The sequence below is a fragment of the Shouchella clausii genome (assembly GCF_002250115.1).
Taxonomy (GTDB): Bacteria; Bacillota; Bacilli; order Bacillales; family Bacillaceae_D; genus Shouchella; species Shouchella clausii.
The window spans coordinates 2372803-2398945 of record NZ_CP019985.1 but is presented as its reverse complement, the minus strand read 5'-3'; the positions used below and the strand labels follow the sequence as shown (position 1 = coordinate 2398945).

Below are 26143 nucleotides of genomic sequence, written 5' to 3'. Positions count from 1 at the left end.
GTTCTTCGTTGTGTAAAACCGCGTTTTGTTTTTCCCTCATTGTGGTTTAGCCTTTGATGCCTGTAAACGTGATCCCGCGAATAAACGTTTTTTGCATAAAGAAGAATAACACGATAATCGGCAACGTCATCAGCGTCGAAACGGCCATCATCATATGCCACTGAGAACCTTGCTGGTTTTGGAATTGCTGGAGCCCGAGCGACAATGTATAGGCCGCTTCATCAGTCAAGTAAATAAGCGGTCCAAGAAAATCGGTCCACGCCGCCATAAATTGGAACAGCGCGACTGCTAACACAGCAGGCTTGGCTAATGGAAACATAATTTGCCAATAAATGCGCCATTCGCTGGCCCCATCAATTTTTGCAGCTTCCCGTAATGTGTCAGGAAGGCCTTTAAAAAATTGCCGCAACAGAAAAATCGAAAAAGGGATACCGAAAAAAGCTGGCACAATCAATGGCAAGTTTGTTCCCACCCAGCCTAACTGGTTAAAAAGCAAGAAGAGCGGTATCATCGTCACCTGTGTCGGAATCATCATGACGCCAATCGTAATCGCAAACAACGTATTGCGGCCACGCCATCGGAGCTTTGCAAAACTATAGGCTACTAGGGGGCAGGAAAGAACGACTCCGAGTGTGCTTAATCCTGTAATAACGGCAGTGTTCCATGTGTATGTCCAAAACGGAATATACTTCGTTGCTTCAATATAATTCTCCCATTGGAAAGGCCGCGGCAAAAATTCTGGCGGAAACGTAAAGACTTGCGTAATCGGCTTAAAAGAAGTAGACACCATCCATACAAACGGAACTAAAAACAAAATCGATGCAAGAATTAAAATGGTATGGGCGTAGATGCTTTTTAATCGTTTTTTTGCCAATGTGTTCATGCGGCACCTCCTAATCGCCTTGGTAATGGACCCATCGTTTTGAACTCCAAAAGACGATGGCCGTCAATGCCATAATGATGACGAACAAAATCCATGCCATTGCCGATGCATAGCCCATCCGGAAATAACTAAACGCGTTGTCATACAGATACATGACGTAAAATGTCAATGAATCAGCAGGGCTTCCAGAACCTTGGGTCATCGTATAAGGTAATGTGAACTGCTGGAACGCCCCGATAAAGCCCATCACCAAATTGAAGAAAATCACAGGCGTCAACAACGGCAGCGTAATGTAAAACGTCTTTTGCAGAAAGCTTGCGCCATCCACTTCCGCTGCTTCATAGTACTCTTGCGAAATATCGCTAAGGCCAGCCAAGTAAATGATAACCGCTTGTCCAATCCCCCAAAGCGACATCAAGATCAATGCCGGTTTTGACCAAAATGTGCTGCCAAGCCAAGGCGGCCCTTGTATGCCGAACCAGTCTAGAACAGCGTTGACCAACCCGAATTGTGGATTTAACAGCCAAATCCATAAGATCGCCAATGCGACATGGGGAACAAGAGTCGGCAAAAAGAAAATCGTCCGGTACACAGCCATGCCACGCACCCTCATATTCAGCACCATCGCCAAAGCAACGCCAAAGATAATGCTCAGGGGGACGAATAAAACAGCAAAATAAATGGTATTGTAAATCGAAATCCAAAACAACTCGTCTTGAAACAACTCGCGGTAATTAGCCAAGCCAATAAATTTGCCGCTTTGCAAAATGCTGTAATCCGTAAAACTGTAATATATTGAAGAAATCAAAGGGTATGCGAAAAAAAGCAAAAGCCCAATGATCCAAGGCAACGCAAACAGCCAACCAGCTAAACTTTCATTCGAACGCTTGCGGCTTACCCGTACTCTCGGCGCCTTTCCCGTTTCCAATTTTGCCATCATCCACCCTCCTAATTTTCCTCTTCGGCCACTTTTTTAGCGACTTTGTCAAGCAACGCCTGGGGCTCGTCTCTGCCGTGGATCGCATACTCCACTGCCCGGTCGAGCTCGTTCCATAACAATTGCCCGCTTGCAATCGGAGGCCGCGAATTCGAATCCGGCAAAATGTCAATAAATTCCTTCATAATCGGATCATCGCCATACAGTTCTTCATTGACCGTATCAATAACCGACATTTGGTGATCCATTTCGTTGAACGTACGCTGTCCTTGTTCGCTGCCAAAATATTTCATAAATTCCCACGCCTCTTCAGCGTGTTTGGCTCCTTTCGGAATGATCAGCGACATCCCTCCTGACCAGGTCGCAAAATTGTCGCCTGTTGGCGTAGGGACAGGAGTCACCCCGTAATTTAAATCAGGATTGTATTGATTAATCGTAGAGATCGAGAACGGGCCATCGACTTTCATGCTATAAATTTCTTGAATAAAGGGGTCCATCTCATTGCTTCCTTGGGCCGTGTCAAAACTTGTGACCGTCGCTGCGTCATATTTGTCGGCAATCGAAACGAGCCATTCCAGCGCTTCGACATTTTTCGGATGATTGATCGTCAACTCGCCTGTCTCTGGATCATAAAAATCGCCGCCGAATGCCCATGCCCACGTGTAAAACCAACCTTGCGCCGTCCATGGCACCATACCAAGCTCCTGCACGCGCCCATCTTCAATCGTTGAGAGCTTTTCAATCGCCTCTTCTAATTCCTGAATCGTTGATGGCGGATGATCAGGGTCTAGCCCCGCTTCGACAAAGCGGTCTTTATTGTAAAAAAGCAGCCTTGAATCGGTTGTCAGCGGCATGGCATAAATGTCGCCCTCGTAAGTCGATTCTTCAACCGCATAGTCATAATAAATTCCCATATCGTAGTGATCGGCTTCAATAAAAGGCGTCAGCGGTTCAAGGGAATTCTCTGCCGCATATTGGGCGACTTTGAAACGGTCGAAATGGGCAAGATCTGGAGGATTGCCGCCAGCAATTGCTGTCAAAAGCCGCTGGTCGTCTCCTTCAGAAGAGGCGCTATAAATCGGTTGCACAAAAATGTCGTCCTGACTTTCATTAAAGTCAGAAGCCACCTGTTCGATGGCTTCCAGTCCTTTTCCAGTATAGTTATGCCAATAAGTGACCGTCGTCCGTCCTTCGACGGTAATCACTTCTTCCTCAAGCTCCTCTGTACCCGTGTCTGCGCTGCTGCATGCCGTTTGAACAGTCGTGACTGCCGCCAAAAGACCGACCCATTTCAAGGAACGAAAACGAATAGACATGATTGGCACCTCCATTAATTGGTCGTCGCAGGTACATTGGCCTCATCAAAATAAATGGTTTTGCCTGTTTTCGCTGATTGATAAATCGCTTCCAAAATTTCACTGACAACAAGCGCTTGTTCCGCTTTTACGAGTGGCTCCGTGCCGTTGCGAATCGCCTCAATCCAAAGGCGCGCTTCCTTGTCTGCTTGGCTTTCTGCGCCGCCTTCATAATAGGCGACTCCGCCAGCGTTTAAATCTGGCTTCGTTACGTATAGGCGGCTTAATTTTTCGCCGTTGATCCGCAAACCGTCACGCATATCTGCGCCTGCTTTCGTGCCACACAATGTCGTTTTTGCTTCATCCACATCAAGCGTATTAAGGGCCCAGCTTGCCTCCAATGTAATCGTTGCGCCATTTTCCATCGTAATAAACGCAAATGCCGAATCTTCGACAGTAAACTCTTTTGGATCCCACGGGCCAAAAGCATTGGCCGCATTTTCTGTATTCGACAGCTTGTAGTAAACATTGCCGACAACGCTTTTAACGTTGTAGTTATTCATCGTCCATAACGTTAAATCTAGGGCATGGGTACCGATGTCAATTAACGGGCCGCCCCCTTGTTCTTCCTCGTTTAAAAAGACGCCCCACGTCGGTACCGCACGACGCCGCACGGCATGTGCTTTCGCAAAGTAAATGTCGCCTAGTTCGCCTTGTTCCACAAGCTCCTTCAAATAAAGGGAGTCATTGCGGTAACGGTTGTCATAGCCGATTGTTAGCTTTTTGCCTGTGCGCTTTGCTGTCTCCACCATTTGCCGTGCTTCAGCGGCCGTTTTCGCCATTGGCTTTTCGCACAGCACATGCTTGCCTGCTTCCATCGCTGCAATGCTGATCGGCGCATGGGACTTATTAGGCGTACACACATGGATGACTTCAATCGACGAATCCTTCAATAGCTCGGTGTAATCGGTATACACATTCGCGCCTTCGCTGCCGTACGTTTCCGCCGCTTTCTCTGCCCTTTCTTTAATAATGTCACAAAACGCCACCATTTCGACGCCTTTCACTTTAGCCAAACTCGGCATTTGTTTGCCATTGGCAATGCCTCCGCAACCAATAATGCCAATTCTTACTGTCCGCTCTTCCATTTCAATCGCTCCTTTTATCGTAATGAATGCAAAAATTGGGCGCTTTCTTTAATTGATTCAAACTCATCTTTGTCAAACTGCTCTTGTTCAACCGTGTACCAGTCGACACCGTGCTGCTTTGCGGCTGCATGAATCCCGTGAAAATCCATTATGCCGCTGCCAACTTCAACATTGCGCAATTCCTGTAGGTTGTTCATATCTTTCATATGCAAAATTTTAATCCGGTCTTTATAACGGTGAATCCAGTCAATGGACTTCTGCCCCGTTGCTTCCAGCCAGAACGTATCAAGCTCCATAAACAGATAACGTGGGTCCGCAGCGGCAAATAACAGATCAAGTCCGTATTCGCCTTCAAATTGGGTAAGTTCGATGTCATGGTTGTGATAGCCGAACGCAATATTGGCCGCTGCTGCCTTTTTACCGATTTTCGTCAACAGCTCTCCTGTACGTTTATAAGCATCGGCGCTGTCCCGATAAGGCTCAGGCAAGCCAGGGCAAATAATGTAAGGGCTTTCAATTTCGTTTGCATAAGCAATCACTTCATCCAACTGATCTGTCAGTTGTTCGATCGATATATGGCTCCCCGCCGCAACGAGTTGGTTATCTGCTAACCTCTTTTTTAACTCCTTGCTGCTTTTGCCAAAATATCCGGCAAATTCAACGCCTTCATACCCTGACCTCGCGACCTCGTCTAATGTGCCAAAAAAATCAGCGGCACACCGTTCTTTAACGGAATACAATTGCAAGCCAATTCGAGCCATGTTCGCACACCACCTTTACCGTTTTCTGAATTCTTTCGAAAAAATCGTACCATGTTCGGCTCAATTGATTATATACTAGAACTATTCAATTATATTAAATGTTTGTCATAAGGAGAGATAGGATGTTCACGCAATTAGATGCTTACAAAGAACAATTGCCAAGTGGAAATGACATTCGGGAGCCGATCCACTGCCATATGCAAACAAGCGAACCAAACCGACGAATTGCCAGCCCCCATTTTCATGACGCCATTGAACTGCTCTATTCGTTTTCTGGGCGCGCCCGCGTTTTTGTGAGCGGGCAACCGTTCCTTATGGAGAAAGGCGACTTAGTGATTATCAACTCCAACGAAGTCCATGCAATATGGGCAGAGAGCGGTGAAAATGTCGAATACCTTGTGATTAAACTTGATCCTGAGGTCTTGTATTCTACATCACGCTCGATTTTTGAGTCTAAGTACGTCTTTCCTTTTACGATGTCAAAGTCAAGCCCGCAAACACTGCTAAAAAGCAGGGAAATGGCAAGCACCGTCATTCCAGCAACGATTACAAAAATCAATGACGAATTTTCACACAAGGATTACGGCTATGACTTTGCGATCCGGATTCATATTTGCACGATTTTTTTAGCGGTTTTACGCCATTGGCGCCAATCAGGCATTTCTGTTGGGACGGAATCGATCAATGACAGCGATTTCCATCTTATGCGGCAAGTGTTCCAATTATTAGAAAGCCACTACGCTACAGCGCTGACGGCAAAACAAGCGGCAGCTACATGCAATTTAAGCTATAGCTATTTTTCTCGAAAAATCAAAAGCATTACCGGGCGTTCGTTCACTGAACTGCTGAACTACATTCGAATCACAGAAGCGGAGAAACTATTAACGACGACCGATTTAAGCATTACAGAGGTAGCGGTGAGCGTCGGCTATTCGAGCACAAGCTATTTTATCCAGCATTTTAAACAAGCTAAACATCTCTCACCTTTACGCTTTAAAAAGCGTCTTCAACAAAGCGTGTTTGATAAAAATGAAACTTTTTTGTCTTGACAGCAATTCACTCACTCTCTAGTATGGACTTTAATAACTGCTGAGGAGGAGTACAATGATTCAAGTTGCATTGTTAAGCCGCTGGCATGTTCATGCCAATGATTATGCCAGCCAAGCACTGGAGAACCCTGATTTGTCTGTCGTTGCTGTCTGGGATGAAGATCGAGAACGGGGAAGACAGTGGGCGAAGGAGTTAGAGGTTGATTTTTTCGAAGACTTAAACGAATTGCTTGCCCAAGATCAAATCGACGGGGTGATTGTCGACACGCCTACTTCGATGCACAAAGATGTAATTCTTGCTTGTGCCGCTGCAAAAAAGCATATTTTTTCTGAAAAAGTGTTAGCGCTTACAAAGGAAGACTGTATCGCTATCTTTGAAGCTGTAGATAAAAACAATGTCTCGTTAATGCTGTCGTTGCCTCGTTTAAATGACCCGTCTTACATCTATGCGCAACAAGCACTTGACAACGGCTGGCTTGGCCAACTGACGTCCATCCGTTGCCGGCTTGAACATGGCGGCGCCTTGCCAACAGACACGCATCCAGACGGGTGGCTGCCTCCTCACTTCTATGCCAAAAACCAATGCGGAGGCGGCGCCTTAATTGACTTAGGCGCCCATCCAATTTATTTAACAAACCGCCTTGCTGGCGAAGCAGCGTCTGTCATGTGCGAAATGGTTGCGTTCACCGGGCGTGAAGTCGATGACCATGCCTCAGTCATCGTCCGCTATGATTCTGGCGCAAGCGGTATTATCGAAGCCGGCTTTATTGGAAGTTCCAGCCCATTTTTGCTTGAGTTGCATGGTACAGAAGGCAGTTTGCTCGTTGAAGACCGCTCAGTCCGCATCCGTTCCAGCCAACTTGGCGACGGATCTTGGCAAACGCCGACACTACCAGAGCCTGGACCAAGCGCAATCGCCCAATGGGTTGCGGAAATCAAAGATGGCAAAAAGCCGCATATTACACGAGAGGATATGCTCCGCTTAACGCAAATCAATGAAGCTGCGCTGCAATCGGCCACAGAAGGGCGCCGTATTTTCTTAAAAAGCGCGCAACCCGTGTAATGTGTTTAACTTGGACGGTTTTCGGCAATACGGTTGTTGAGGTGAGTGGACATGAAAACCGATATTGTCTTTTATGACGCCCAATGCCCGTTGTGCCGAGCCGTGAAAAAAGTCGTTATGAAACTAGACTGGAACAGGGAACTTCGCTGGTTCCCTGTCCAGTTCGTAAGCGAAACAACACAAAAAAAAGCAGCACGCTATGTAGACATGTTTGACGAAATCTATGTCCTGTCAAAAGAAGGCCAAGTATCGATTGGTTTCCAAGCTATACGTAAAATCCTCTCCCGCCTGCCAGCACTAGCCTGGCTCACGCCATTGCTTTCCTTTTCCTTGGTAGAGATCGTTGGAACGGCAGCGTATCGCTTCATTTCCAGCCACCGCCACCAATGGTTTGGACGACTTTCGCTTGATAAAGCGCTGTCGAGATGAAAGGATAGGCAGAAAACGTGGTAGTGTCGGCGAGAACGTTGGCTGAATAGAGCGAAGCTTCCTTGCTTAACGCTATTCGCCTATTTCCACCATTAAGCTGCCGACATAAACGCCTTCCCCTTTAATCGAGACATGAGGCTTGTCGTTCTTGCCCGTCTTAACAACAACGAAAACGCGGCCATCTTTGCCGATTTCTTGCCCTTGTTCGACAAGCCACTCTTGTTTGCCGCTGTCAATATACGTTGTTGCGTAAGCGCCCATTACACCAGATGCCGTCCCCGTGACTGGGTCTTCGATCGTGCCTGAATATGGGGATGAAAAGTGGCGGCCATGGAGATCGGCGTCTGGGTCAATCGTTTCCACACAGAAGGGGTGGACTGAACAACGTGGCTTTTCTGTTAAAATCGCTGGAAATTCACGGTTTTGCGGGTTCATTTGCAAAAAAGCGTGAATGCTTTTTATCGGCACAAGAAGCGTCCAAGTGCCTGTGCTGCCATACATAATCGGCAGTTGGTCGTCCAAATCAGATGAAGACAAGCCAAGTGCTTCCGCCAGTTTAGCAGTTGATCCATTGAATCGTTCAAATTGAGGGGCTGCCTGTTCCATCGCAATCGTTAACTGCCCTGCCTTTGTTTCCAACTCAATGTTCAAAATGCCCGCTTTTGTTTCGAGCGTAAGTTTTGTTTGCTTGTCAATCGTTCCAGCCTCGACGAGCGCTTGCAATGCGGCAACCGTACCGTGGCCGCACAAATTCATTTCATGCCCTGGCGTGAAATAGCGCAAGCGCAAGTCTGCTACATCGGAATCAAGGACAAACGCCGTTTCATTAAAGCCAACCTTTTTAGCGATTTCTTGCATGTTCCTTTCTTCTAACGTATCTCCTTCAAAGACAACGCCAGCAGGGTTTCCTTTTCCTTTGTGTCTGCTGAACGCTTCGTAATGCCATACTTGTACATGTTTCATCTTTCTTCCTCTCCCCACCTAAGAAACCCTCCCCCTATTTAGGGGAAGGGGGTTATTACATATTGCAAGCTAAGCTTAGCCGTTGCGTTTGCCCCGATCGCTTATTTGCTTTTTGTCGCTAACAAACAATGTATCCTTATTAGCCCTTATGTGAATAGCGCGGTTTCGATCGCCGCTTGCAGCGTGAACGCACCGTCAGAGTTGTTCGAACATACAACGAGTACATGCCCTGTTTCAGGGTAACATGCCATTCGGAAATTGACCCCTGGATCATAGCCCATAAAGATATGTTTGTATACGCGGCCAGCTTTGCCCTTCATGTATCCGCCATAGCCGTAAAAAAGGTCGTCTTCGACTTGTACATGGGGCGCTAACAGTGAAGCGACCATTTCCTTAGACATTAGCTTGCCTGCGCCTAACTCTTGCCACAGCCTCGCCATTTCTGGTGCTGTTACATAAGCACCCCCGTCGGCGCCTCCTTTAGTTGGAACAGAAAATACATTTGTGCGCCATTGTCCATTTTCTTCATCAATGTAACCAAGCGCAGCGCCTTCTGGCAAAGCATCCATTTCGAAAAAACCGGATCTTGGCATGCCTGCTTTTTGAAAAATCGCCTTTTCAACATAGTCGCTAAACGGAAGCCCGCTTGCCTGTTCAACAACAAGGCCAAGAACAATGTAGCCAGAATTGTTGTACCGAAATGTGGTTCCTGGCTTCTCTTTCATTTCTTGTTGTTGGAAAAGCGGCAAAAAGTCTTTCCCCTTTCTCATTTGGTAAACAGGCGTTTGCTGCCAAAGCTCCTCGTAGTCGTCCATGACCTCTTCATCAAAATAATCAGCAATGCCGGAAGTATGGGTCAACAGTTGGTGCACCGTTATTTCAGGGTCTATTGCTAAGAAATCGATTTCTAAACAATCAGCCAATTTTGCGTGCAACGACAATTTTCCTGAGTCTACTAGTTGGCAAACCGCAATCGCCGTTAGCAACTTAGTGCCTGATGCAATACCGTAGCGGGTATTCGTTTGGTTAGGGATTCGTTCGGCTCGGTTGGCAAAGCCAAAACTGTCTGTGACGGTACCTTCTGGGGTCGCAACGTAATACGTGCCAGCAAACGTTTCTGCTTTTGCCGTTTCTTTCGCTACTTGTTTGATCGTTTCCATCATATTCGTGTCCTCCTAAATGATCTTAATTAATGCTGTCAACGAATGGATCATTTAGGGTTAGGTTCATGTCAGCCTTAAGCTTAAGTATAGCATTAAAAGCCCCCTCCTTTGCTCAAGTGTAACATATCAGTTGAACCAATTGTTTGGCTTTTCTTCTTTCAAGCCAGCAAATTGACAAACATTAAGGACTACATTTTAGCCGAAAGGTATGCCTTTTAAAGTTTTTGCAAGGAAGCCATCTTCCTTTTCTGCTTCCGAAATCCTGCTATCTTTTAGAAAGGTTCTTAATCCTTTTCATAGAGTGTGATATGATAAAACGGTAAAAATTACTATCTTCTCTATAAAAGGGCGATTCCATGGCATTTTTCCTACTCGTTGCAGTATCCTATGCATGTGGCTGTATAAACGGGGCTTACTATATCGGACATATGAAATACAAACAAGATATTCGCACTTTGGGAAGCACGAACGCTGGAGCCCGAAATGCTGGACGTATTTTTGGAAAAAAAGCGTTTATCGGCACAGTCATCATCGATGCGTTAAAAACAATCATTCCATTGACCATAGGGCGAATATGGCTAGACGTTTCTGATATCGTTATTGGTGCAATGGCTTTGGCCATTCTCATTGGCCATATTTGGCCGCTGCAGTTGCAGCGCTCAGGTGGAAAAGGAGTCGTCGTTTATTTGGCGGCTGTGCTTGTGCTTGCCCCCCTTGCATTAGTCGTATGCGGCCTAACACTTGCCGTTTTGCGTGCTTGCAAACGATCATTTACGGAAGCAGGCTTCATTGCCATTTGTACAATCCCGCTCACATTACTTTGCCAAACTGCATACAGCCTTGCTGGCTTGTTTGCGCTTTTGCTCATGATTGTGCTATTTGCTCACAGAAAGGGGCATTGATATGGACACATCTGCGATTACATACAAGATTGCTGATTCAGATGAAGAATTCAATCAAATTCATAAGTTAAATTACGACACTTTTGTCGAAGAGATCCCGCAGCATCGCCCAAATACAGATAAGAGGCTCATTGACCGCTTTAATGACGAAAACATTTATATAATTGCCAAGCGCGATCAAGAAATTATCGGCATGATATCCGTTCGGGACACGCGCCCATTTTCGTTAGACAGTAAATTAGAAAACCTTGACTCTTACATAAACAGCGATGAAAAGCTATGCGAAATTAGGCTGCTTTCCATTAAACAAGCATACCGCAAAGGGGTTGTTTTTTACCGCCTCTGCGAGCAACTCGTTTCTTATTGTCTAAAACAAGGGTATACGATGGCCCTTATATCAGGAACAACACGGCAATTAAAGCTTTATAAGCGAATTGGCTTTGTGCCGTTTGGGCCCCTTGTCGGGTCTGAGGAAGCCCGTTACCAACCGATGTATTTAACAGAAGAAAATTTCAAAGCTTCAACCAAAGCGTTTCAAAAGTTAATGGAACGGCAGCAAGCGCCTGTCCAGCAGTTGTTCTTGCCTGGGCCCGTCACACAATTGAAAGCCGTGCAAGAGGCTTGGGCAAAGGCTCCTGTATCCCACCGGGCCGAAGAATTCCATCACGTGATGGCACAAACGAAAGAAAAGCTGCTCCAGTTAACAAATGGTCGTTATGTCGAACTTGCAGTTGGGACAGGGACACTTGCCAATGAGATGGTAGCAGCTCAACTGTCGACGCTACATCAAAAAGGTGTCATTCTCACAAGCGGTGAATTTGGCGAGCGGTTAGTCAAACAAGCAGAGCGGTGGGGGTTATCATTTGACCAATTGGCCCATTCCCAAACTGGCCCGGTACCTTACGAAAACATTGAGAAATGGCTAGAGGCCGATTCTGAGATTGGCTGGCTTTGGACTGTCCATTGTGAAACGTCGACGGGGCGCCTTTATGCTCTTGACCGCCTTAAAGAGATTTGCTGCAAACATGGCGTTCGTTTATGCCTTGACGCATGCAGCAGCATCGGCTCTGTTCCAGTTGACTTATCTGGCGTCTGGCTTGCTAGTTCAGTCAGCGGCAAAGGATTGGCAGCTTATCCCGGACTTGCCCTCGTCTTCCATGACGAACCAGCTTTCGCAAATGATTCGTTGCCTGCCTACCTTGACATTGGCACATATGAACAAGCAGAAAGTATACCGTTTACCCATTGTTCGAATGGCTTGCATGCACTAAATGAAGCACTAAACCATCCAGCTCCGCCATATGCTTCTTTATGCGAGTCCATATTGGCTATACTAGAAGCGAATGGCTTTACAGTAGTGCGCGGCGAGTCTTTTTCTCCTGCTATTATTACAGTTGATCTTTCTGGCCACTTGTCTGCAAGAGCATTTGGCGACCGTCTCAAACAACACGGCATTCATGTCAGTTATGAAAGCACCTATTTACTTGAACGCAATTGGTTCCAGCTAGCATTAATGGGCCACATCGACGCTCGCCTTGCCAAAAAAGCAGTTCAAACCATTACTACTATTTATGCAAAAATGAAACAAGAACAGGCGGTCCGCAGTTATGAATGAACTTAAACATTTTTTAGCAAAACATCTTATTCCTTTAGGTGTTGTTGCACTTTGGTTGAAAACCGTGATTGTGTCGGCAACGGCTTTTTCGTTGCCTATCCAAAATGGCGTCGACATCTTTTTGTTGCTTATCGGCCCTCTCGGTTCACTTATGCTCTTGCTTGGCTTTAGTTTTTACTTTAGCAAGCATGTTCGCCCGCTCGCGTTTTTGCTTGTTTATCTCTTATGCACAGCGTTGTTGTTTGGGACGCTTTTATACTACCGGTTTTACATTGATTTTCTGACTGTGTCCGTTTTCCTGCAATTCAGCAATGTTGGCGGACTCGGATCCAGCACAGCCGAGCTCGTTTCACCTTATGATTTGTTATTGCTCATCGACTTATTTGTCGTTGCTTGGTTCACGATTAGCGCAAAAATAGAACGACAGCCGATCGAGCGCCCAAACGGAAAAGGATTTGCCTGGTCAGGTTTGGTGGCGCTTGTGGTGGCACTAGGCGTCAGCCATATTCAAAACCCGTATTTGCTTAAGACCGACTACGCTAGAGATGAACTTGTCGCTTCTCTTGGCCTCTATAATTATCAATTGGTCAATCTCGCCCAAGGCATTAGTGCGCCGCTGAAAGAATCGTGGGCCAACGAAGCAACCGCTTCTGACATAAAAGCGGAAATGCAGGAAAAACCTTCTCCTGACGTGGATGTTTTTGGACTCGCAAAGGGAAAAAATATCGTGATGATTAGCCTTGAGTCCACGCAAAATTTCGTAATCGGGCAAACGGTAAATGGCGAAGAATTGACGCCGTTCTTAAACCAATTGATCGAAGAGAGCTTTTATTTTCCAAACATTTATGACCAAACCGCACAAGGCAAGTCATCGGATATGGAGTTTATGCTCGATACCGGCTTTTACCCGCTTTCCAGTGGCTCGGCCTTTGTGCGCCGTTATGAAAATACATTTCGCTCCCTTCCTCAGATCTTGAAAGAACAAGGGTATACATCGGCCGCTTTCCACGCCAATGACGCGACTTTTTGGAACCGTGAAGCGATGTATGAAACGCTAGGATATGACGAGTTTTTCTCAAAAGACGATTATGAGGTAACAGATGAGTTGAGTGTCAACTATGGGCTGAAAGACAAACCCTTTTTTGCCCAGTCGATTGACCATCTTAACACGTTGAAATCGCCATATATGGCTAAATTTATCCCTTTGACGAACCATTTCCCGTTCTTGCTTGAACAAGAGGACCAGTCAATTGATCCAGCTGATACAGAAGTCGATGTAGTCAATCGCTATGTGACGACCATTCGCTATCAAGATGAAGCGATTGAGCAGTTTTTTGCCGATCTCAAAAAAGAAGGCCATTATGAAGATACCATCTTCTTGTTATACGGCGACCATTACGGGATTTCCCGCCAATATGAAAGCGGCGTTCACACATTGCTTGACCAAGAAGAAAACACACTAACTCATTTGGACTTGCAAAAAGTACCACTCATTATCCATATTCCTAGGCAAACTGGACAAACGATTGAAACGGAAGGTGGACAAATCGATATTCATGCGACACTGCTTCAACTCTTAGGCCTTTCTGCCAATGAAAACTTAACGTTTAGCTACGACTTGTTCACCCGCCCTAGCGACGTGCCGATTATCTTTCGCGATGGCCGATTTGTGTCTGAGGAGTATTTGTATGCAGACCACACTTGTTATGACCGTAAAACCGAACAGCCTGTAGAGGAAACATACTGTGCCAAAGATCAAGAAATTGTCAGAGAGCAGTTGGCGCTCTCTGATGAGATTTTACTTGGCGATCTACTACGCTTTCTTGACTAATCATTGAGATGAGCTGAGATATAAGCTCAGTAAACGAATAAGAGAACGGTACTCGGCGTTCATTCACGGGTCCGTTCTTTTTTGTTATGTAATAGGTCAAACCTTACTACATTTTTAAGATCAAATTGTTAGAATCTCGGCCACGCTTTTTGCTATCTTCACTCCACAAAAAAGCCCGCTTGCTCAGCGGGCTAAAGCTGCTCTATATGAATCACTTCCCATAAGTTTCCGTCTGGATCTGAAAAAACAAATGAGTAAGACCATTCATCACGTTGAATCGGATGAATTAAGTGTGCAGAGGTTGCTGTGACATTGGCAAAGGCCGCATCGACTTCTTCATCTGACTCACAGGCCAACGTTAAAATTGTGCCATTGTTCGCTTTTTCGGTTATGCCGTAAATTCGGGAAACTTCCGATCTAAGCATGAGGATAAGGCCTAGGCCATCTTTTACTTTGAGCGCAACATGCGTAGCATCTGGCTGGATTGTCTTTTTTACTGGTTGAAACGGCATTGCCTTTTCATAAAAACTTAGCGCCCGTTTTAAGTTGCAGACAGGCAATGTAATCATTCGCAATGATGGTTCCATGGGCCACTCTTCCCTTTCCTTTATTTTTCCATTCTGCCCGAAACGCGCTGTTTTACCCATAAAAAGCGTATTTTTTAGCCAGCTTCCTGTGCTTTCTTTCTATGAATCTGTTTATTTTTTCTGCTAGATGGCTAGACTGCTAAGGCAGGTTGACTTAGACAGGAGGTATTTTTTATGAAATGCAATCAAATGACACTTTGTCTTTTCTTTTTTATCGTATTCGCGCTTTCTTCAGTTGTGATTTCTGAAGATGTGCATGCAATAGCAGCGAAAACAGGGGAAGTTGATACACAAACTTCTTTAAATGTCCGTAGCGGACCGAGCACGAGCCACGAAGTTGTCGGATGGCTGACACCGGGCGAACAAGTAGAGTATACCGACAACGGCGATGGCTGGGGCGAACTAGTCGACGGCAGTGGCTATATCAGCCTTCATTATATTACAAATCATGATGGAGAACCTGTCGACCGGAGCAGCGCCAAACATGACAGTGTCCCGCCAAACAATGAACGGATTGTGTTGGACCCTGGGCACGGGGGGAAAGATAGCGGAGCTGTAGCGAACGGTTTAATGGAAAAAGAAATTGTATTAGATATCGGCAAACGAACGCGTGACATTTTAGAAAATGCTGGTTTTACCGTATTGATGACACGAGACGAAGATGTATTTGTCAGCTTAGAAGAGAGAACAGCAATGGCAAACGATTGGGGGGCTGACCAGTTTATTAGCATACATGCAAATGGGTTCTCTGACCCAGCTGCAAATGGTGTCGAAACTTATTATTTCCCGGGAAGTGCAGCAGGCAAGCATATGGCCGCTAATGTCCAAAATCAATTAGTTGAAAACACAGATCGAACCGACCGAGGCATTTTTGAGGAAGCCTTTTATGTCATTTACCATACGGCTATGCCGGCGATTCTTGTAGAGACAGGATTTGTGTCGAATGCCGACGACGCGAGCCAACTTGGAGACGCCAATTATCGACAAACAGTGGCAGAAGCGATCGCGAACAGCGTTATCGATGGCTAGTACCCTGTGTACTGCTGTGTCGGCGACAACCGCTTGTATTCTTAAGCCATCAACGGACCTCTGTCGTCGACATCATCGGACCAATGCGTCCTGTTAACAAAAAAATATAAGCAAAAAAGAGGAACAACATGTCCCTCGCTTTTTGGCAGAATTGCATTAAGTGACAGGGTGGCTCTATAGAGTTGCCCTCTTAATGACAACAGTCCCATTTAGTGTACCGCTGTTTTCATTCGTCTTTATTGAAGCAAGAAATCATAGAAATGAATGTGTGCGCTCTTTTTAAAACGCTGTTTCTTTTGCACGAGCCATAAGTCCCTCATCAGAGTAAATCCTTTAATCGGCACTTCTCTTAAAATCTTGAACTGCAGTTCCTTGCTAACGGTTATTCTAGGCAGAATGCTTATTCCAAGCCCTGCTTCCACGGCACTTTTTATCGACTGCATACTGCCAAGCTCCATCACATTTTCGATTTGTTCCAAAATACCGTAGTCAGTTAATGCGCTCTCAACAATCAATCTTGTTCCTGAATCCTTTTCTCTCCAAAGCATTTTTTCTTCTGTAAGTTCGTGAATGTCAATTGATTCTCTTTCCTTCCAACGATGGTTGTAAGATGTAACGAGAATCAGCTCATCAACTGCAAATTTTTTCAGGCTATATTCAGACTGATTGACGCGTCCCTCTATGAGCGCAATATCAATTTCATTTGCTTCAAGTTTCGATAATATATATGGTGTATTTCCAATTAATAAACTGAATTTAATATCGGCATGTTTTTGTTGAAAGTTTCCCAATAGGCCAGGAAGCAAATATTCACCTATAGTTAAGCTTGCTCCAACGTTTAGTTTAGGATCTCGAATCCCTATCACTTCTTGAAGAGCTTGTACCGAGTTATCATAACTTTCCACTATTTCCTTTGCATAGGGATATAATTGTTCTCCTGCTTCTGATAGCAACATTTTTCCTTCAGTTCGATCAAATAAAGCCGTCCCATAACTGTTCTCTAGTTGGCGAATTTGTTTTGTTACCGCTGGCTGGGTTACAAAACTTAAGCGCGCAGCCTGACTGATGCTCCCTCCGTCTGCAACTTTACAAAACATTCGTAAACTCTCTATATTCAAGACGATCATTCACACCCTTACCTGAAATGAACCTTACTAAACCCAACGATGTTTCTAAGAACGAGAGAATTACATCAATTAATAGACACTACCTTTGGCTAGGTTTCTACTTTCTATTCTGCACTTACTGCGCAACGAAACCCGACATTGCCTGATGAACTGTCTGGCGTATTACAACTTCGAGCAGCGACCCTATACCTGTTACAGTATGAATCATGACATAAATAGGACCCGCCTCGCATCGCTTTTGGCCTATTTGTAGGCTTTCCACTTACCTTGTTTTTATCAAACCAGTTTTCACACCATTCCCACACATTCCCTGACATATTATATAAACCATAACCGTTTGCGGGAAAAGAATGTACAGGGGCTGTCCCTAGATAGCCGTCTTCTTTTGTATTTTTAGTCGGAAACTCTCCTTGCCAAATATTGCAACGGTGTTCTCCATTAGGATGGAGCGTATTTCCCCATGGATACCTTTGCTGAACAAGCCCCCCTCTCGCAGCATATTCCCATTCCTCTTCCAAAAGGAGCCTTTTCCCAGCCCATTCACAATAAGCTTTCGCATCATTCCACGAAACATGGACAACTGGATGATCCATTCGATCTTCAATAGAAGAATCAGGACCTTCAGGGTGATTCCAAGTTGCTCCCTCCACCACACGCCACCATGGGGTTTGGACAGGTACCTGTTTCACTTTCTCAGCTGTTTTGTCAGACAGCAAGAGATGGAAAACAAAAGACCAGCCAAATGTATCGGCATCTGTCTGATAGTTCGTATCGCTAATAAATTCTTGAAATTGCCGATTTGTGACAGCAAATTTATCAACGTAAAACGGGCGAACCGTAACATCCCGAACGGGTCCTTCCTGATCAAATGGATTAGCATCTGGATCTTCGGTTCCCATTAAGAAGTTGCCGCCTTCAAGGTAAACCATGTCATCACGATGTTTTTGCTTCGTACTTAACGTTCTATTGGTCCCGTCCTTTTCTATATTAGCATTGTTCCTAATCGTTGACCTAGATACGGAGCAACAGCTTTTGTTATGGTCCACTTCTCTCACCTCTTCATTGAAGGATATTTACTTATTTAATAATAGAGTGGCATCTTATGTTCATATTTGTTTATTTTGTTGGTAAATCTTAATGTCGTTAGATGGGGGCGAGTTATGGCACTTCCAACTACTACCGCATACGCACCTAAATAAAGACTTTCGATTGCCTCTTCAGGGGTATTAATTTTGCCTTCCATTAATACGACGCCATTCCCTTGTGTTACGCGAACGATTTTAGCCAACATCTCGAAATCTGGACTGTCAATTGATTTTGGATGATCGTTAAATCGATATAAAGTCGGCGCTACCATATGGGCGCCTTGCTCTAATGCCAAAACAGCTTCTTTTTCATTGCGAATATCAGCTAAAATGATCGTATTGGGGTACTTCTGTTTAATTTTATCAATAAGAAGATACGCTTTTTCTCCTTGTGCATTGGCCCGATCAGTGGCGTCTATTGCCACAATATCTGCTCCTGCCTCTATGACCTCTTCTACTGCTTCGATAGTAGGTGTAATAAAGACAGGATTACCCTTCGTATGCTGCTTCCATAACCCAATAATCGGCAGATCCGTTATTTTACGCACTTCTTTAATATGTTCAGGCGTATTTATTCGCAGTCCGGCCGCCCCTCCCCATATTGCCGATTCAGCCATTTTCGTAATGATACCTGGCAAATAGATTGGATCCTCTTTTTTTGCTTGGCAAGACACGATAAGACCATTTTTTAAACGTTCAATGATAATCTGCTGTTTTGCGCTTAATGATTCCATTCGCTATCTCCCCTTTCCCATTTTCAAAAATCCATTCTAAATGAATATGCGAAAAATCTCGCTCACTCACAAATAGGAGAAAGCGAGAACGGTCTTTATTTTGAAAGTTGGATAATATTTTCCTGCCGAGCGTCAACTTTACTGTCAGGATTGTTCACGGTACAAGCTTCACCACTTGTAAAAATCAAAATGATATCTGTTGATGGGACCTGTGCTTGAATCGAATCAAAATCAACGGTTAATAACAGATCGCCTGCTTTTACCCTTTGCCCTTCTTTAATATGAGCAGTAAACCCTTTGCCCTCTAGGCGAACTGTGTCTACGCCCACATGTATTAAAATCTCCTTCCCGTCATCTGTCCTTAACCCAACAGCATGGTTGGTTTGAAAAACAAAATCGACTTTTGCATTAATGGGAGCATAGATGTGCGAAGAAGTGGGTTCAATTGCAAATCCATCCCCCATCATTCTTTGGGAAAATGTCTCATCCTTCACTTGATCAATTAATTTAATCGTGCCTGAAGCTGGACTGACAAATGTATTGCTTTTTTTATTAAATAGGCCAAACATATTATTCACCTACCTTTAAATAATCATGAGGATCTTTTGAACTAGGGTTATAGGTTTCTGATTTGTTAACTTTCCAGCCCTCTCTCACTTTGAAATGACCCGTTAAAATCGGGTCCTCTGTTTTTGTTTGATAATCATGGAGCTTTTTGCGCATGTCATTTAGCACTTTCTCATAACGTTTATCACCAGCTAGGTTATTTCTTTCACCTGGATCGAAAAGCAAATCATAAAGCCCTTCTTTTGGTTTCACAACTTCTTCCAGCCCATTTTCATGCATGAGCGTTTTAGTCGGGGAATTATCAATGTTCGTGCGGTTTACTTTCAAATAGTCATCATCATAAAATTTTATATACTTATACCTTTTTGTACGGATGCTTCTGGCAGGTTCATAAGCGGTGTGATAGTTGATTTCAGCAAATACTTCTTCTCTTACTTCATGATTTTTCATATGGAACATCTCTGCAAAAGAAACGCCTTGTAAGTAAGAAGGCTGTTCGATCTCCAATAAGTCGCATAAAGTAGGGAAAACGTCTACTTGTGAAACCAACCCTTCCACTTCCTCACCAATCATCGAACTTTCAGGAACACGCATAATCAATGAAACGCCAATGCCTGAATCATATAAAGTACATTTACTAAATGGAAAAGCAAGGCCATGGTCTGTCGTAAATATAATGATCGAATTATCATATAGGCCTTCTTCTTTTAATGTCTCAATGACTAAACCAAAAGAAGCATTCACCCAAGTCGCAGAGTTAAGGTAGCCTGTATAGTCCTCTCTTATTTCCTTATTGTCTGGCACTGGATATGGTGGCATCACATATTTCGAATCATACGAACGGTCGTCTTCATGTGCCTCTTCAGGAAATTTCCGATGAGTAGCAAACATCCCATAGGATAAAAAGAATGGTTTTTTCTTGTCAGATTGCTGCAGCCATTGTCGAACTTGACGAGCGTTTTCATAATCCCATTTTACAAGCTCTTGTTCCGACAACCCTGTATTATCAGAAGTGATATCTTGATCATAGCCAATTATTTTCGCACCTTTATCGTGATCGATATAACTGCCAGCCTCATGCTGAATGCCACATAACACGGTAAAATAATCTTCTTTTTTTAAAAAGTTCACTAAGTGCTGATTATAATCATGAAGCTTAAATCCTCTCTGGGATAATCCATACATCCCATTACTATGAGGGTACATGCCTGTCAATAATCCAGCTCTGCTCGGTGAACATGTAGGCCCTACGCAATACGCCTGCCTAAAAATGGTTGCGTCTTCAGCAAATTTCTGCAGCGATGGCGTAGGTACGTCATATCCATACGGGCTTAAAACCTTTCCGCTATCATGTGTGTGTATATAAATAACATTCTTCTTCATCATAAAACTCCTTTTTTGCAGATCCCGAACATTCATTTATGGCGAAAGCCTCGATCTCTCCGACTACAAATGTTTAATATTATTGTCTTGGATATAATCGTCTATTTCTCCGCGAATAATATTTACCTTTGGTCCATAGATAACTTGAATAGCTTTGCCCCTTACCACCGTGTTCATGGCACCCGTTTGCTTTAAAAGGCTGGCGTTAATTTTATCTGGTTTGACCACACTTACTCTTAATCTAGTCGCACAGTTGTCGATCTCCGTAATGTTTTCGAATCCACCTAAGCCTTCAATGATTGTTTTTGCTTGTCCATCTGCATGAGAAGCTTGATGAGCGCTTTCCTGCTCTGTAACCTCTTCGTCATCACGGCCAGGAGTTTTCGCATTTAGCTTTAAAATTAAAAACTTAAATACAAAATAGTAAACGATGGCAACTGGAATCCCTAAAAGAATGGCCCACAGGAAATTTGTTTTATCGTTTCCTTGGAATACTCCAAATAAAAGGAATTCAACTAACCCCGCTGAGAAAGTTGAGCCGATTGTAATGTTTGCTAGACTCGCTAAAACAAAGCTAAGCGCAAATAAAAGAGCCTCTGCAGCAAACAAAATAGGTGAAGCAAATAATAAAGCAAATGAAATGGGTTCTGTCACCCCAGTAACAAACGCTGTTAGGCCAACAGATAACAAAAAGCCTGCAGTTGCTTTTCTCTTCGGTCCAGCAGGAATGGCCTTATACATGGCAAATACGATCCCAAGCATCCCAAACATCATATGCAAGTACCGGCCACTATTGAACAACGCTAAGTTCCCGAAGAATTTAGTCGTCTCAGGGTCAGATAATTGCGCCAAAAAGATGGTTTGGAATCCTTCGTACACTTGTCCCCCAACTTCTAACGTGCCACCCGCCGCAGTCGTCCAGAACGGTAAATAAAAGACATGATGAAGACCAAACAAATACAATGTACGTAACATCAAGCCATATAAAAATGATCCTAGTGTGCCTAGCCCTGTAGCAAATTCTCCAAATGAAGCGATGCCACTCCCAATAAACGGCCAGATTATATACATCATTGCTCCAACAATGAGGAATACAAATGTATTAACAATTGGAACGAATCTAGATCCTCCAAAGAAAGCAAGCATTTCAGGCAACTTTATATTGTAAAAACGATTATGAATGAAACCAGTGACAATGCCTGTTAAAATTCCTCCAAACACTCCCATTTGAAGCGTCAAGACGCCAAACTGTGAGCCTTGCCCGAAAGCCCTAGGGTCCGCATCTGGCGGGGCTATATCGCCAGTAATCGTTAATAAAGAATTAATTGTAATAATTAACACGAAATAACCAACAACAGCCGCTAAAGCAGCAGGGCCCTTTTCTTTTTTAGCTAACCCTATCGCTATACCTACTGCGAATATAAGAGGGAGTGCATTAAATACACCTGAACCCGCTGCATTCATAATTTGTAAAATCGCTTGCAAAACCGTGTTTCCTAGAACTGGATAAGTGTCAATTACTGCTTGTCCAGATAATGCTGATGATACTCCAAGTAATAAACCTGCTACTGGAAGGATTGCTACTGGGAGCAAAATCGCTTTACCCAGTTTTTGTCCAAAACCCATCAGTAAATCTTTCATCTCCATTCCCCTTTCTCCCTTAGAAGTGACATGTAGCTTATGAAGCAATCGCTTTCATTCAACTAAAAAAACGAACTCTTCTTAAAAATTCAAAGGAAGCCATCACTCATTAGCTATAAACATAGTATCAAATTCTTTAAATATGTCAATACAATTTATTTTTATGTGTTAATGATTTTTTTATTGTATAAAATGGCAACTCACGCTTTGCTCTATTTCTCCTTCCGTTAAAATCTGGTCGCCTTCTCAAGTCTTGCGACAATCATTCAGACTATGGTACAGCTTTATCATTCCATTTATTTAAAAAAATAAACCGTTAAATAAAGGCATCCGTCATAATAGACGAATGCCTTAACAAATTAAGCTAATTATACAATTCACATACAAATAGTCTCGCACATTTGTTAATACAAATTATTTGGCTCTTATCGACTGATATTGATACTTCTCGGAATTCAGGATCACTTCTGTATAATCCATTACTTTTCCATTCGATAAGAAGGTGGTGTTTAATAATTTTATTAGCGGTTGATCTGGGTCATAGTTAAAATAGTTTATAATCTCCTCTGTAGGCATAATGGGCACAACAACATGGTGAGAATGATCGATGATCTGATTTTTCACTTCTTCAATATACTTATATTTGGACTTCGTCATATCCTCATAGGAGAGGTCAGGATATTCCTTTACACTCATGTAAGTTGACTCGAGCATCATAGGAATGTCATCTGCTTTTCGAAGCCTTTTAATAAAATAAACAGGACTGCCTGTCTCGATTCGTAATTTATGAGCGATCTCTTGGCTAGCAGACGTTATTTTAAATTCAATTATTTCCGTACTGGCAACTTTCCCCATTTCCTTCATTTCTTCTGTAAAACTCTTCACATTCGTTGTTCTACCAACAATTTGAGAGCTCGATACATACGTGCCGCTGCCTTGACTTCTTGATAAATAGCCCTTTGCGACAAGATTATTCGTAGCCTGTCGTACAGTTACTCGACTAACGCCAAATTTATCGACTAATTCTTGTTCAGTCTCAATTAATTGTCCCTTCGTATATTCTCCGCTCTTTATTTTATCAAGTATATATTCTTCAATCCTTTTATATTTCGCAATTCTTTTAGGCTTTTGAGACAACAGATTAACCTCCACGTTCACATGTTATATCTTCAATATAGCAAATTTAAAGCGAGTTCACCATTCTCCCTCCAAAAAACCATTAGCGATCATAACCTTTGCTTATATCCTATAACTTATCGGTATTATGTAAACCACTTTTACTTTGATAAAATACAAATGATCAACAGCGTGCAAGTATAGGAGGAGTTAATGGTTATTTTTGCGCTATACTTTGTAATAGGCCTTCTCGCTACAACACTGGGGGCAGCCGCCGGTCTTGGCGGAGGCGTCATTATAAAACCTGTTTTGGACTTGTTTGGACATTTTGACTTACCGACAATTAGTATCTTATCTGCAACAACCGTTCTATCAATGGCTACTGTTTCTCTCATGAAAATGAAGCAGCAAAAAATTAAGCTTAATAAAGTATCGAGTTCCATTCTTGCTTTTGGATCAATTTTAGGAGGGATATTAGGGAAAGCGATTTTCAATTTAATCGCTATTTCACTAAACATACCTAATATAACGGCCATTATTCAATCTAGTTTAATAGTGCTTTTGCTGTTAGTTATCGTTATTTATTTTAAAAATAAGGATAAGTCAAGGTCCTATAGGCTTACAAATAAATGTATCATTTTGTTAGTAGGGCTTGCTTTAGGGCTTCTGTCTTCATTTATAGGGATTGGCGGAGGACCATTAAATGTAGCGGTACTATGTTTGCTTTTTTCGATGACGACAAAAAATGCAGGATACAATTCTATTTTTATTATATTTTTCTCGCAAATTTCAGCTCTTTTAGTCGTTGCTTTTACTACCGGCTTTGGTGCCTACAATTTATACATGCTGCTTGTCATGATTCCCGGGGGTATCATCGGAGGTATTATTGGAAATAGTCTCCTTTTAAAATTATCTAATTTATCCATTGAGAAAATATTTAATTTTTCTGTAATTCTTATAATTATAATCAACATCTCAAATATTTTTAAGATTGGTTTAAGTCTTTAGGCGAATACCTTTGCACTTTGCCATAAACAGCAAATAAATAAAAAAGCCCAATTGGGCTTTTCTTCGCCTACCGCTCTTGTAGACGGGCAATACGGTCATTTAAATCCGGGTGTGTTGAAAATAACTTTAGTACGGAGTTGCCGCCACTAATTTTCATCGTCTGTACAGCTGTATCATCTGTGTGGTCATTGGCTTTCGCTCGGTCCACATAATTTTTTAACGCATGTAAGGCATGAACCATTTTATCTTTCCCAGCCAAATCTGCGCCGCCCCTGTCTGCGTGATATTCACGATAACGTGAGTATGCGTTGACAACAAGGCTGCCAAGAATAGAGAACAAGATTTGCAATATAATAATGGCCAGGAATTGCACAATGAACTGAAGTTCAGGCTTCACAAACCGTGAGACAACGATCGCTAAAACACGGGACAAAAAGACAACAAATGTGTTCACAATCCCTTGCAGCAACGTCATCGTCACCATATCTCCATTGGCGACGTGGGCGACTTCATGGGCGATGACACCTTCGACTGCATCGTCATCCATCACGTCTAACAAGCCAGTGGATACGGCGACAAGAGAACGTTTTTTAGATGGGCCTGTTGCAAAAGCATTGACTTCCGCCGATTGGTAAATCCCGACTTCCGGCATATGTGTCAGCCCTGCTGCCCTCGACAAACGGTGCACTTTTTCAACAATCGCTTTCTGTTCAGCACTGAGCGGCCCCTCTGGATCAAGCACCTGGACTTTCATCATTTTTTTCGCAATCCAGCGCGACATCGCTAGCGAAATAAACGAGCCTGAGAACCCGACAATGAGACTAAAGATTAGGATCGGAACAAATTGAATTGCGCCACTGCTGCTTACAAACGAACCGTCTATGCCTGTAAACGATGTAACCAACGTCCAAACGACCATAATTGTCGTTAAGACCAAGATATTTGTCCCGATAAACAAAAGGATACGCTTCCCCATTCTACCCCTCCAAAATTAAAATTCATTTGACCTTTTTAGTGTACCAGTGATTGTAAGCAAACTAAAGAGCCAATTAGGCGTTTTTTTGCGCTGTGCTCCTTTTTCTGAGCATTTCTCCCATCTACTCGTCTTTGATTTTTAAGCCAAGCAATTTCGCAAATCCAACTGCTTGCGCTTTTGAGATGGTAAGGCCATCCAGTTGCGCAAGAGACGTTTGAATGCGGTTGTATGTACACGTACTTATGTCCAACCCATCTAACAGTGTTTGCCCAAAGTGAATGTCGTCAATACTGCATTCATTCAGTTCGACTGGCTTTAACAGACAATCGGAAAAGTTGGCCGCTTCCAGGGAACACTGGCGAAAAGCGACATGTTTTAAACGGGCTTCAACAAAATCCGTTAAATTTACTAAGCAATCTTGTAACGCCACATGGCCAAGATTTGCTTCAGAAAAGGCCGCCCCAGTCAATTTGCAGCCTATAAATTGGACACGGTGAAAAATCGCTCCATGAAACGTACAATTGGAAAAATCACACCGTTCGAACACCACATCTGTAAAATCGGCTTTTGGGAAAGCACTATGCAAGAATTTGCTTTGCTTGAATACCGATTTCGAAACTGTTAGCTTCTCTACATGCAAAGCGGCCTTGTCTTCCCCATTAAAAGCCCTATTCATTAAAAACGGTTCTTCTTCTTCAAGTTGTGTTGCAAAGTCACTTTCCTCAAATTGCACCGGCAAAGTCGGCGCTTTTAACTTCATTGGCATTTTGCCCACTCCTTTTTCCGTAGCTGGGAACAACAAAAAAGCTGCTATGGGCCCAGCACTAAATTCAACATTTCGGCTACCATTT

25 protein-coding genes are annotated in these 26143 nt (G+C 43.5%); 8 read left to right on the top strand and 17 right to left on the bottom strand.

Annotated elements, in window-relative coordinates; translation table 11 throughout:
• Window positions 1–46: 46 nt before the first annotated feature.
• Genes BC8716_RS11405 through BC8716_RS11385 form a run of 5 tightly spaced genes read right to left on the bottom strand, consistent with a single transcriptional unit; the run spans window position 47 to window position 5024 of the window.
• Window positions 47–883: a carbohydrate ABC transporter permease gene (locus BC8716_RS11405; RefSeq protein WP_035202970.1), complete on the bottom strand. Its 837-nt coding sequence runs from the start codon at window positions 881–883 to the stop codon at window positions 47–49.
• Between the two features lie 10 nt (window positions 884–893).
• Complete coding sequence (locus BC8716_RS11400) at window positions 894–1820, bottom strand: carbohydrate ABC transporter permease (RefSeq protein WP_094425771.1); 927 nt, start codon at window positions 1818–1820, stop codon at window positions 894–896.
• 11 nt (window positions 1821–1831) lie between these two features.
• Window positions 1832–3136 carry an ABC transporter substrate-binding protein gene (locus BC8716_RS11395; RefSeq protein ID WP_094425769.1) on the bottom strand — a complete coding sequence of 435 codons (1305 nt, stop codon included), beginning with the start codon at window positions 3134–3136 and terminating at the stop codon, window positions 1832–1834.
• 14 nt (window positions 3137–3150) lie between these two features.
• Window positions 3151–4263, bottom strand: coding sequence for a Gfo/Idh/MocA family protein (locus BC8716_RS11390; protein WP_094425767.1), 1113 nt, complete (start codon window positions 4261–4263; stop codon window positions 3151–3153).
• 14 nt (window positions 4264–4277) lie between these two features.
• Window positions 4278–5024: a sugar phosphate isomerase/epimerase family protein gene (locus BC8716_RS11385; protein ID WP_094425765.1), complete on the bottom strand. Its 747-nt coding sequence runs from the start codon at window positions 5022–5024 to the stop codon at window positions 4278–4280.
• Window positions 5025–5146: 122 nt separating this feature from the next.
• Between BC8716_RS11385 and BC8716_RS11380 the strand changes: the two genes are divergently transcribed.
• The 3 genes from BC8716_RS11380 to BC8716_RS11370 are packed head-to-tail and all read left to right on the top strand — an operon-like array spanning window position 5147 to window position 7565.
• The gene (locus BC8716_RS11380; RefSeq protein ID WP_095239254.1) at window positions 5147–6073 is read left to right on the top strand and encodes an AraC family transcriptional regulator; all 927 of its coding nucleotides are present in this window, start codon (window positions 5147–5149) and stop codon (window positions 6071–6073) included.
• Between the two features lie 55 nt (window positions 6074–6128).
• Window positions 6129–7136, top strand: a complete 1008-nt coding sequence (locus tag BC8716_RS11375; protein ID WP_094425761.1) for a Gfo/Idh/MocA family protein — start codon at window positions 6129–6131, stop codon at window positions 7134–7136.
• 51 nt (window positions 7137–7187) lie between these two features.
• A complete protein-coding gene (locus BC8716_RS11370; protein ID WP_094425759.1) occupies window positions 7188–7565 on the top strand; it encodes a thiol-disulfide oxidoreductase DCC family protein in 378 nt (125 codons plus the stop codon).
• A gap of 72 nt (window positions 7566–7637) precedes the next feature.
• On the opposite strand, the gene BC8716_RS11365 is transcribed toward BC8716_RS11370, so the two are convergent.
• Window positions 7638–8528 (bottom strand): PhzF family phenazine biosynthesis isomerase, encoded by an 891-nt coding sequence (locus BC8716_RS11365; protein ID WP_094425757.1) that lies wholly within the window; start codon window positions 8526–8528, stop codon window positions 7638–7640.
• A 146-nt stretch (window positions 8529–8674) separates the two neighbouring features.
• On the bottom strand, window positions 8675–9691 hold the full coding sequence (locus BC8716_RS11360) for a serine hydrolase domain-containing protein (RefSeq protein ID WP_254120782.1): 1017 nt from the start codon (window positions 9689–9691) through the stop codon (window positions 8675–8677).
• 356 nt (window positions 9692–10047) lie between these two features.
• Here BC8716_RS11360 and BC8716_RS11355 point away from each other — a divergent pair, with 356 nt between their 5' ends.
• Genes BC8716_RS11355 through BC8716_RS11345 form a run of 3 tightly spaced genes read left to right on the top strand, consistent with a single transcriptional unit; the run spans window position 10048 to window position 14039 of the window.
• A complete protein-coding gene (locus BC8716_RS11355) occupies window positions 10048–10593 on the top strand; it encodes a glycerol-3-phosphate acyltransferase (protein WP_094425755.1) in 546 nt (181 codons plus the stop codon).
• A gap of 1 nt (window position 10594) precedes the next feature.
• Window positions 10595–12208, top strand: a complete 1614-nt coding sequence (locus tag BC8716_RS11350) for an aminotransferase class V-fold PLP-dependent enzyme (protein ID WP_094425753.1) — start codon at window positions 10595–10597, stop codon at window positions 12206–12208.
• The gene (locus tag BC8716_RS11345) at window positions 12201–14039 is read left to right on the top strand and encodes an LTA synthase family protein (RefSeq protein ID WP_094425751.1); all 1839 of its coding nucleotides are present in this window, start codon (window positions 12201–12203) and stop codon (window positions 14037–14039) included. Before BC8716_RS11350 ends, BC8716_RS11345 begins: the two co-directional genes overlap by 8 nt.
• Before the next feature lie 191 nt (window positions 14040–14230).
• Here BC8716_RS11345 and BC8716_RS11340 read toward each other — a convergent pair whose 3' ends face one another.
• Complete coding sequence (locus tag BC8716_RS11340) at window positions 14231–14626, bottom strand: VOC family protein (protein ID WP_157730428.1); 396 nt, start codon at window positions 14624–14626, stop codon at window positions 14231–14233.
• A gap of 174 nt (window positions 14627–14800) precedes the next feature.
• On the opposite strand from BC8716_RS11340, the gene BC8716_RS11335 reads away from it, so the two are divergent.
• Complete coding sequence (locus BC8716_RS11335) at window positions 14801–15655, top strand: N-acetylmuramoyl-L-alanine amidase family protein (protein WP_094425748.1); 855 nt, start codon at window positions 14801–14803, stop codon at window positions 15653–15655.
• Window positions 15656–15891: 236 nt separating this feature from the next.
• Here the strand turns inward: BC8716_RS11335 and BC8716_RS11330 are convergent, their stop codons facing one another.
• From BC8716_RS11330 to BC8716_RS11300, 7 genes are all read right to left on the bottom strand, one after another.
• A complete protein-coding gene (locus tag BC8716_RS11330; protein ID WP_312009272.1) occupies window positions 15892–16782 on the bottom strand; it encodes a LysR family transcriptional regulator in 891 nt (296 codons plus the stop codon).
• A gap of 104 nt (window positions 16783–16886) precedes the next feature.
• Window positions 16887–17837 (bottom strand): formylglycine-generating enzyme family protein, encoded by a 951-nt coding sequence (locus BC8716_RS11325; RefSeq protein WP_455770012.1) that lies wholly within the window; start codon window positions 17835–17837, stop codon window positions 16887–16889.
• A gap of 26 nt (window positions 17838–17863) precedes the next feature.
• On the bottom strand, window positions 17864–18601 hold the full coding sequence (locus BC8716_RS11320) for an N-acetylmannosamine-6-phosphate 2-epimerase (RefSeq protein ID WP_094425746.1): 738 nt from the start codon (window positions 18599–18601) through the stop codon (window positions 17864–17866).
• Window positions 18602–18696: 95 nt separating this feature from the next.
• Entirely contained in the window at window positions 18697–19170 is a 474-nt protein-coding gene (locus BC8716_RS11315) for a PTS sugar transporter subunit IIA (protein ID WP_094425744.1), read from the bottom strand.
• A 1-nt stretch (window position 19171) separates the two neighbouring features.
• Complete coding sequence (locus tag BC8716_RS11310) at window positions 19172–20551, bottom strand: sulfatase family protein (RefSeq protein WP_094425742.1); 1380 nt, start codon at window positions 20549–20551, stop codon at window positions 19172–19174.
• A gap of 63 nt (window positions 20552–20614) precedes the next feature.
• A complete protein-coding gene (locus BC8716_RS11305; RefSeq protein WP_094425741.1) occupies window positions 20615–22198 on the bottom strand; it encodes a PTS transporter subunit EIIC in 1584 nt (527 codons plus the stop codon).
• A 408-nt stretch (window positions 22199–22606) separates the two neighbouring features.
• On the bottom strand, window positions 22607–23329 hold the full coding sequence (locus BC8716_RS11300; RefSeq protein ID WP_169715941.1) for a GntR family transcriptional regulator: 723 nt from the start codon (window positions 23327–23329) through the stop codon (window positions 22607–22609).
• A 192-nt stretch (window positions 23330–23521) separates the two neighbouring features.
• Between BC8716_RS11300 and BC8716_RS11295 the strand changes: the two genes are divergently transcribed.
• Entirely contained in the window at window positions 23522–24316 is a 795-nt protein-coding gene (locus tag BC8716_RS11295; RefSeq protein ID WP_169715940.1) for a TSUP family transporter, read from the top strand.
• Window positions 24317–24383: 67 nt separating this feature from the next.
• Here BC8716_RS11295 and htpX read toward each other — a convergent pair whose 3' ends face one another.
• Window positions 24384–25292 carry a protease HtpX gene (gene htpX / locus BC8716_RS11290; protein WP_094425737.1) on the bottom strand — a complete coding sequence of 303 codons (909 nt, stop codon included), beginning with the start codon at window positions 25290–25292 and terminating at the stop codon, window positions 24384–24386.
• Between the two features lie 121 nt (window positions 25293–25413).
• Window positions 25414–26058: a pentapeptide repeat-containing protein gene (locus BC8716_RS11285; protein ID WP_094425735.1), complete on the bottom strand. Its 645-nt coding sequence runs from the start codon at window positions 26056–26058 to the stop codon at window positions 25414–25416.
• Window positions 26059–26143 lie beyond the last annotated feature (85 nt).

Coding starts and splice junctions, on each gene's coding strand:
- BC8716_RS11405 (WP_035202970.1), bottom strand. CDS start 883: ATGAACACATTGGCAAAAAAACGATTAAAAAGCATCTACGCCCATACC.
- htpX (WP_094425737.1), bottom strand. CDS start 25,292: ATGGGGAAGCGTATCCTTTTGTTTATCGGGACAAATATCTTGGTCTTA.
- BC8716_RS11345 (WP_094425751.1), top strand. CDS start 12,201: ATGAATGAACTTAAACATTTTTTAGCAAAACATCTTATTCCTTTAGGT.
- BC8716_RS11390 (WP_094425767.1), bottom strand. CDS start 4,263: ATGGAAGAGCGGACAGTAAGAATTGGCATTATTGGTTGCGGAGGCATT.
- BC8716_RS11335 (WP_094425748.1), top strand. CDS start 14,801: ATGAAATGCAATCAAATGACACTTTGTCTTTTCTTTTTTATCGTATTC.
- BC8716_RS11340 (WP_157730428.1), bottom strand. CDS start 14,626: ATGGAACCATCATTGCGAATGATTACATTGCCTGTCTGCAACTTAAAA.
- BC8716_RS11355 (WP_094425755.1), top strand. CDS start 10,048: ATGGCATTTTTCCTACTCGTTGCAGTATCCTATGCATGTGGCTGTATA.
- BC8716_RS11320 (WP_094425746.1), bottom strand. CDS start 18,601: ATGGAATCATTAAGCGCAAAACAGCAGATTATCATTGAACGTTTAAAA.
- BC8716_RS11365 (WP_094425757.1), bottom strand. CDS start 8,528: ATGAAACATGTACAAGTATGGCATTACGAAGCGTTCAGCAGACACAAA.
- BC8716_RS11380 (WP_095239254.1), top strand. CDS start 5,147: ATGTTCACGCAATTAGATGCTTACAAAGAACAATTGCCAAGTGGAAAT.
- BC8716_RS11370 (WP_094425759.1), top strand. CDS start 7,188: ATGAAAACCGATATTGTCTTTTATGACGCCCAATGCCCGTTGTGCCGA.
- BC8716_RS11305 (WP_094425741.1), bottom strand. CDS start 22,198: ATGGAGATGAAAGATTTACTGATGGGTTTTGGACAAAAACTGGGTAAA.
- BC8716_RS11360 (WP_254120782.1), bottom strand. CDS start 9,691: ATGATGGAAACGATCAAACAAGTAGCGAAAGAAACGGCAAAAGCAGAA.
- BC8716_RS11330 (WP_312009272.1), bottom strand. CDS start 16,782: ATGATCGTCTTGAATATAGAGAGTTTACGAATGTTTTGTAAAGTTGCA.
- BC8716_RS11310 (WP_094425742.1), bottom strand. CDS start 20,551: ATGAAGAAGAATGTTATTTATATACACACACATGATAGCGGAAAGGTT.
- BC8716_RS11350 (WP_094425753.1), top strand. CDS start 10,595: ATGGACACATCTGCGATTACATACAAGATTGCTGATTCAGATGAAGAA.
- BC8716_RS11375 (WP_094425761.1), top strand. CDS start 6,129: ATGATTCAAGTTGCATTGTTAAGCCGCTGGCATGTTCATGCCAATGAT.
- BC8716_RS11295 (WP_169715940.1), top strand. CDS start 23,522: ATGGTTATTTTTGCGCTATACTTTGTAATAGGCCTTCTCGCTACAACA.
- BC8716_RS11385 (WP_094425765.1), bottom strand. CDS start 5,024: ATGGCTCGAATTGGCTTGCAATTGTATTCCGTTAAAGAACGGTGTGCC.
- BC8716_RS11285 (WP_094425735.1), bottom strand. CDS start 26,058: ATGCCAATGAAGTTAAAAGCGCCGACTTTGCCGGTGCAATTTGAGGAA.
- BC8716_RS11315 (WP_094425744.1), bottom strand. CDS start 19,170: ATGTTTGGCCTATTTAATAAAAAAAGCAATACATTTGTCAGTCCAGCT.
- BC8716_RS11395 (WP_094425769.1), bottom strand. CDS start 3,136: ATGTCTATTCGTTTTCGTTCCTTGAAATGGGTCGGTCTTTTGGCGGCA.
- BC8716_RS11400 (WP_094425771.1), bottom strand. CDS start 1,820: ATGGCAAAATTGGAAACGGGAAAGGCGCCGAGAGTACGGGTAAGCCGC.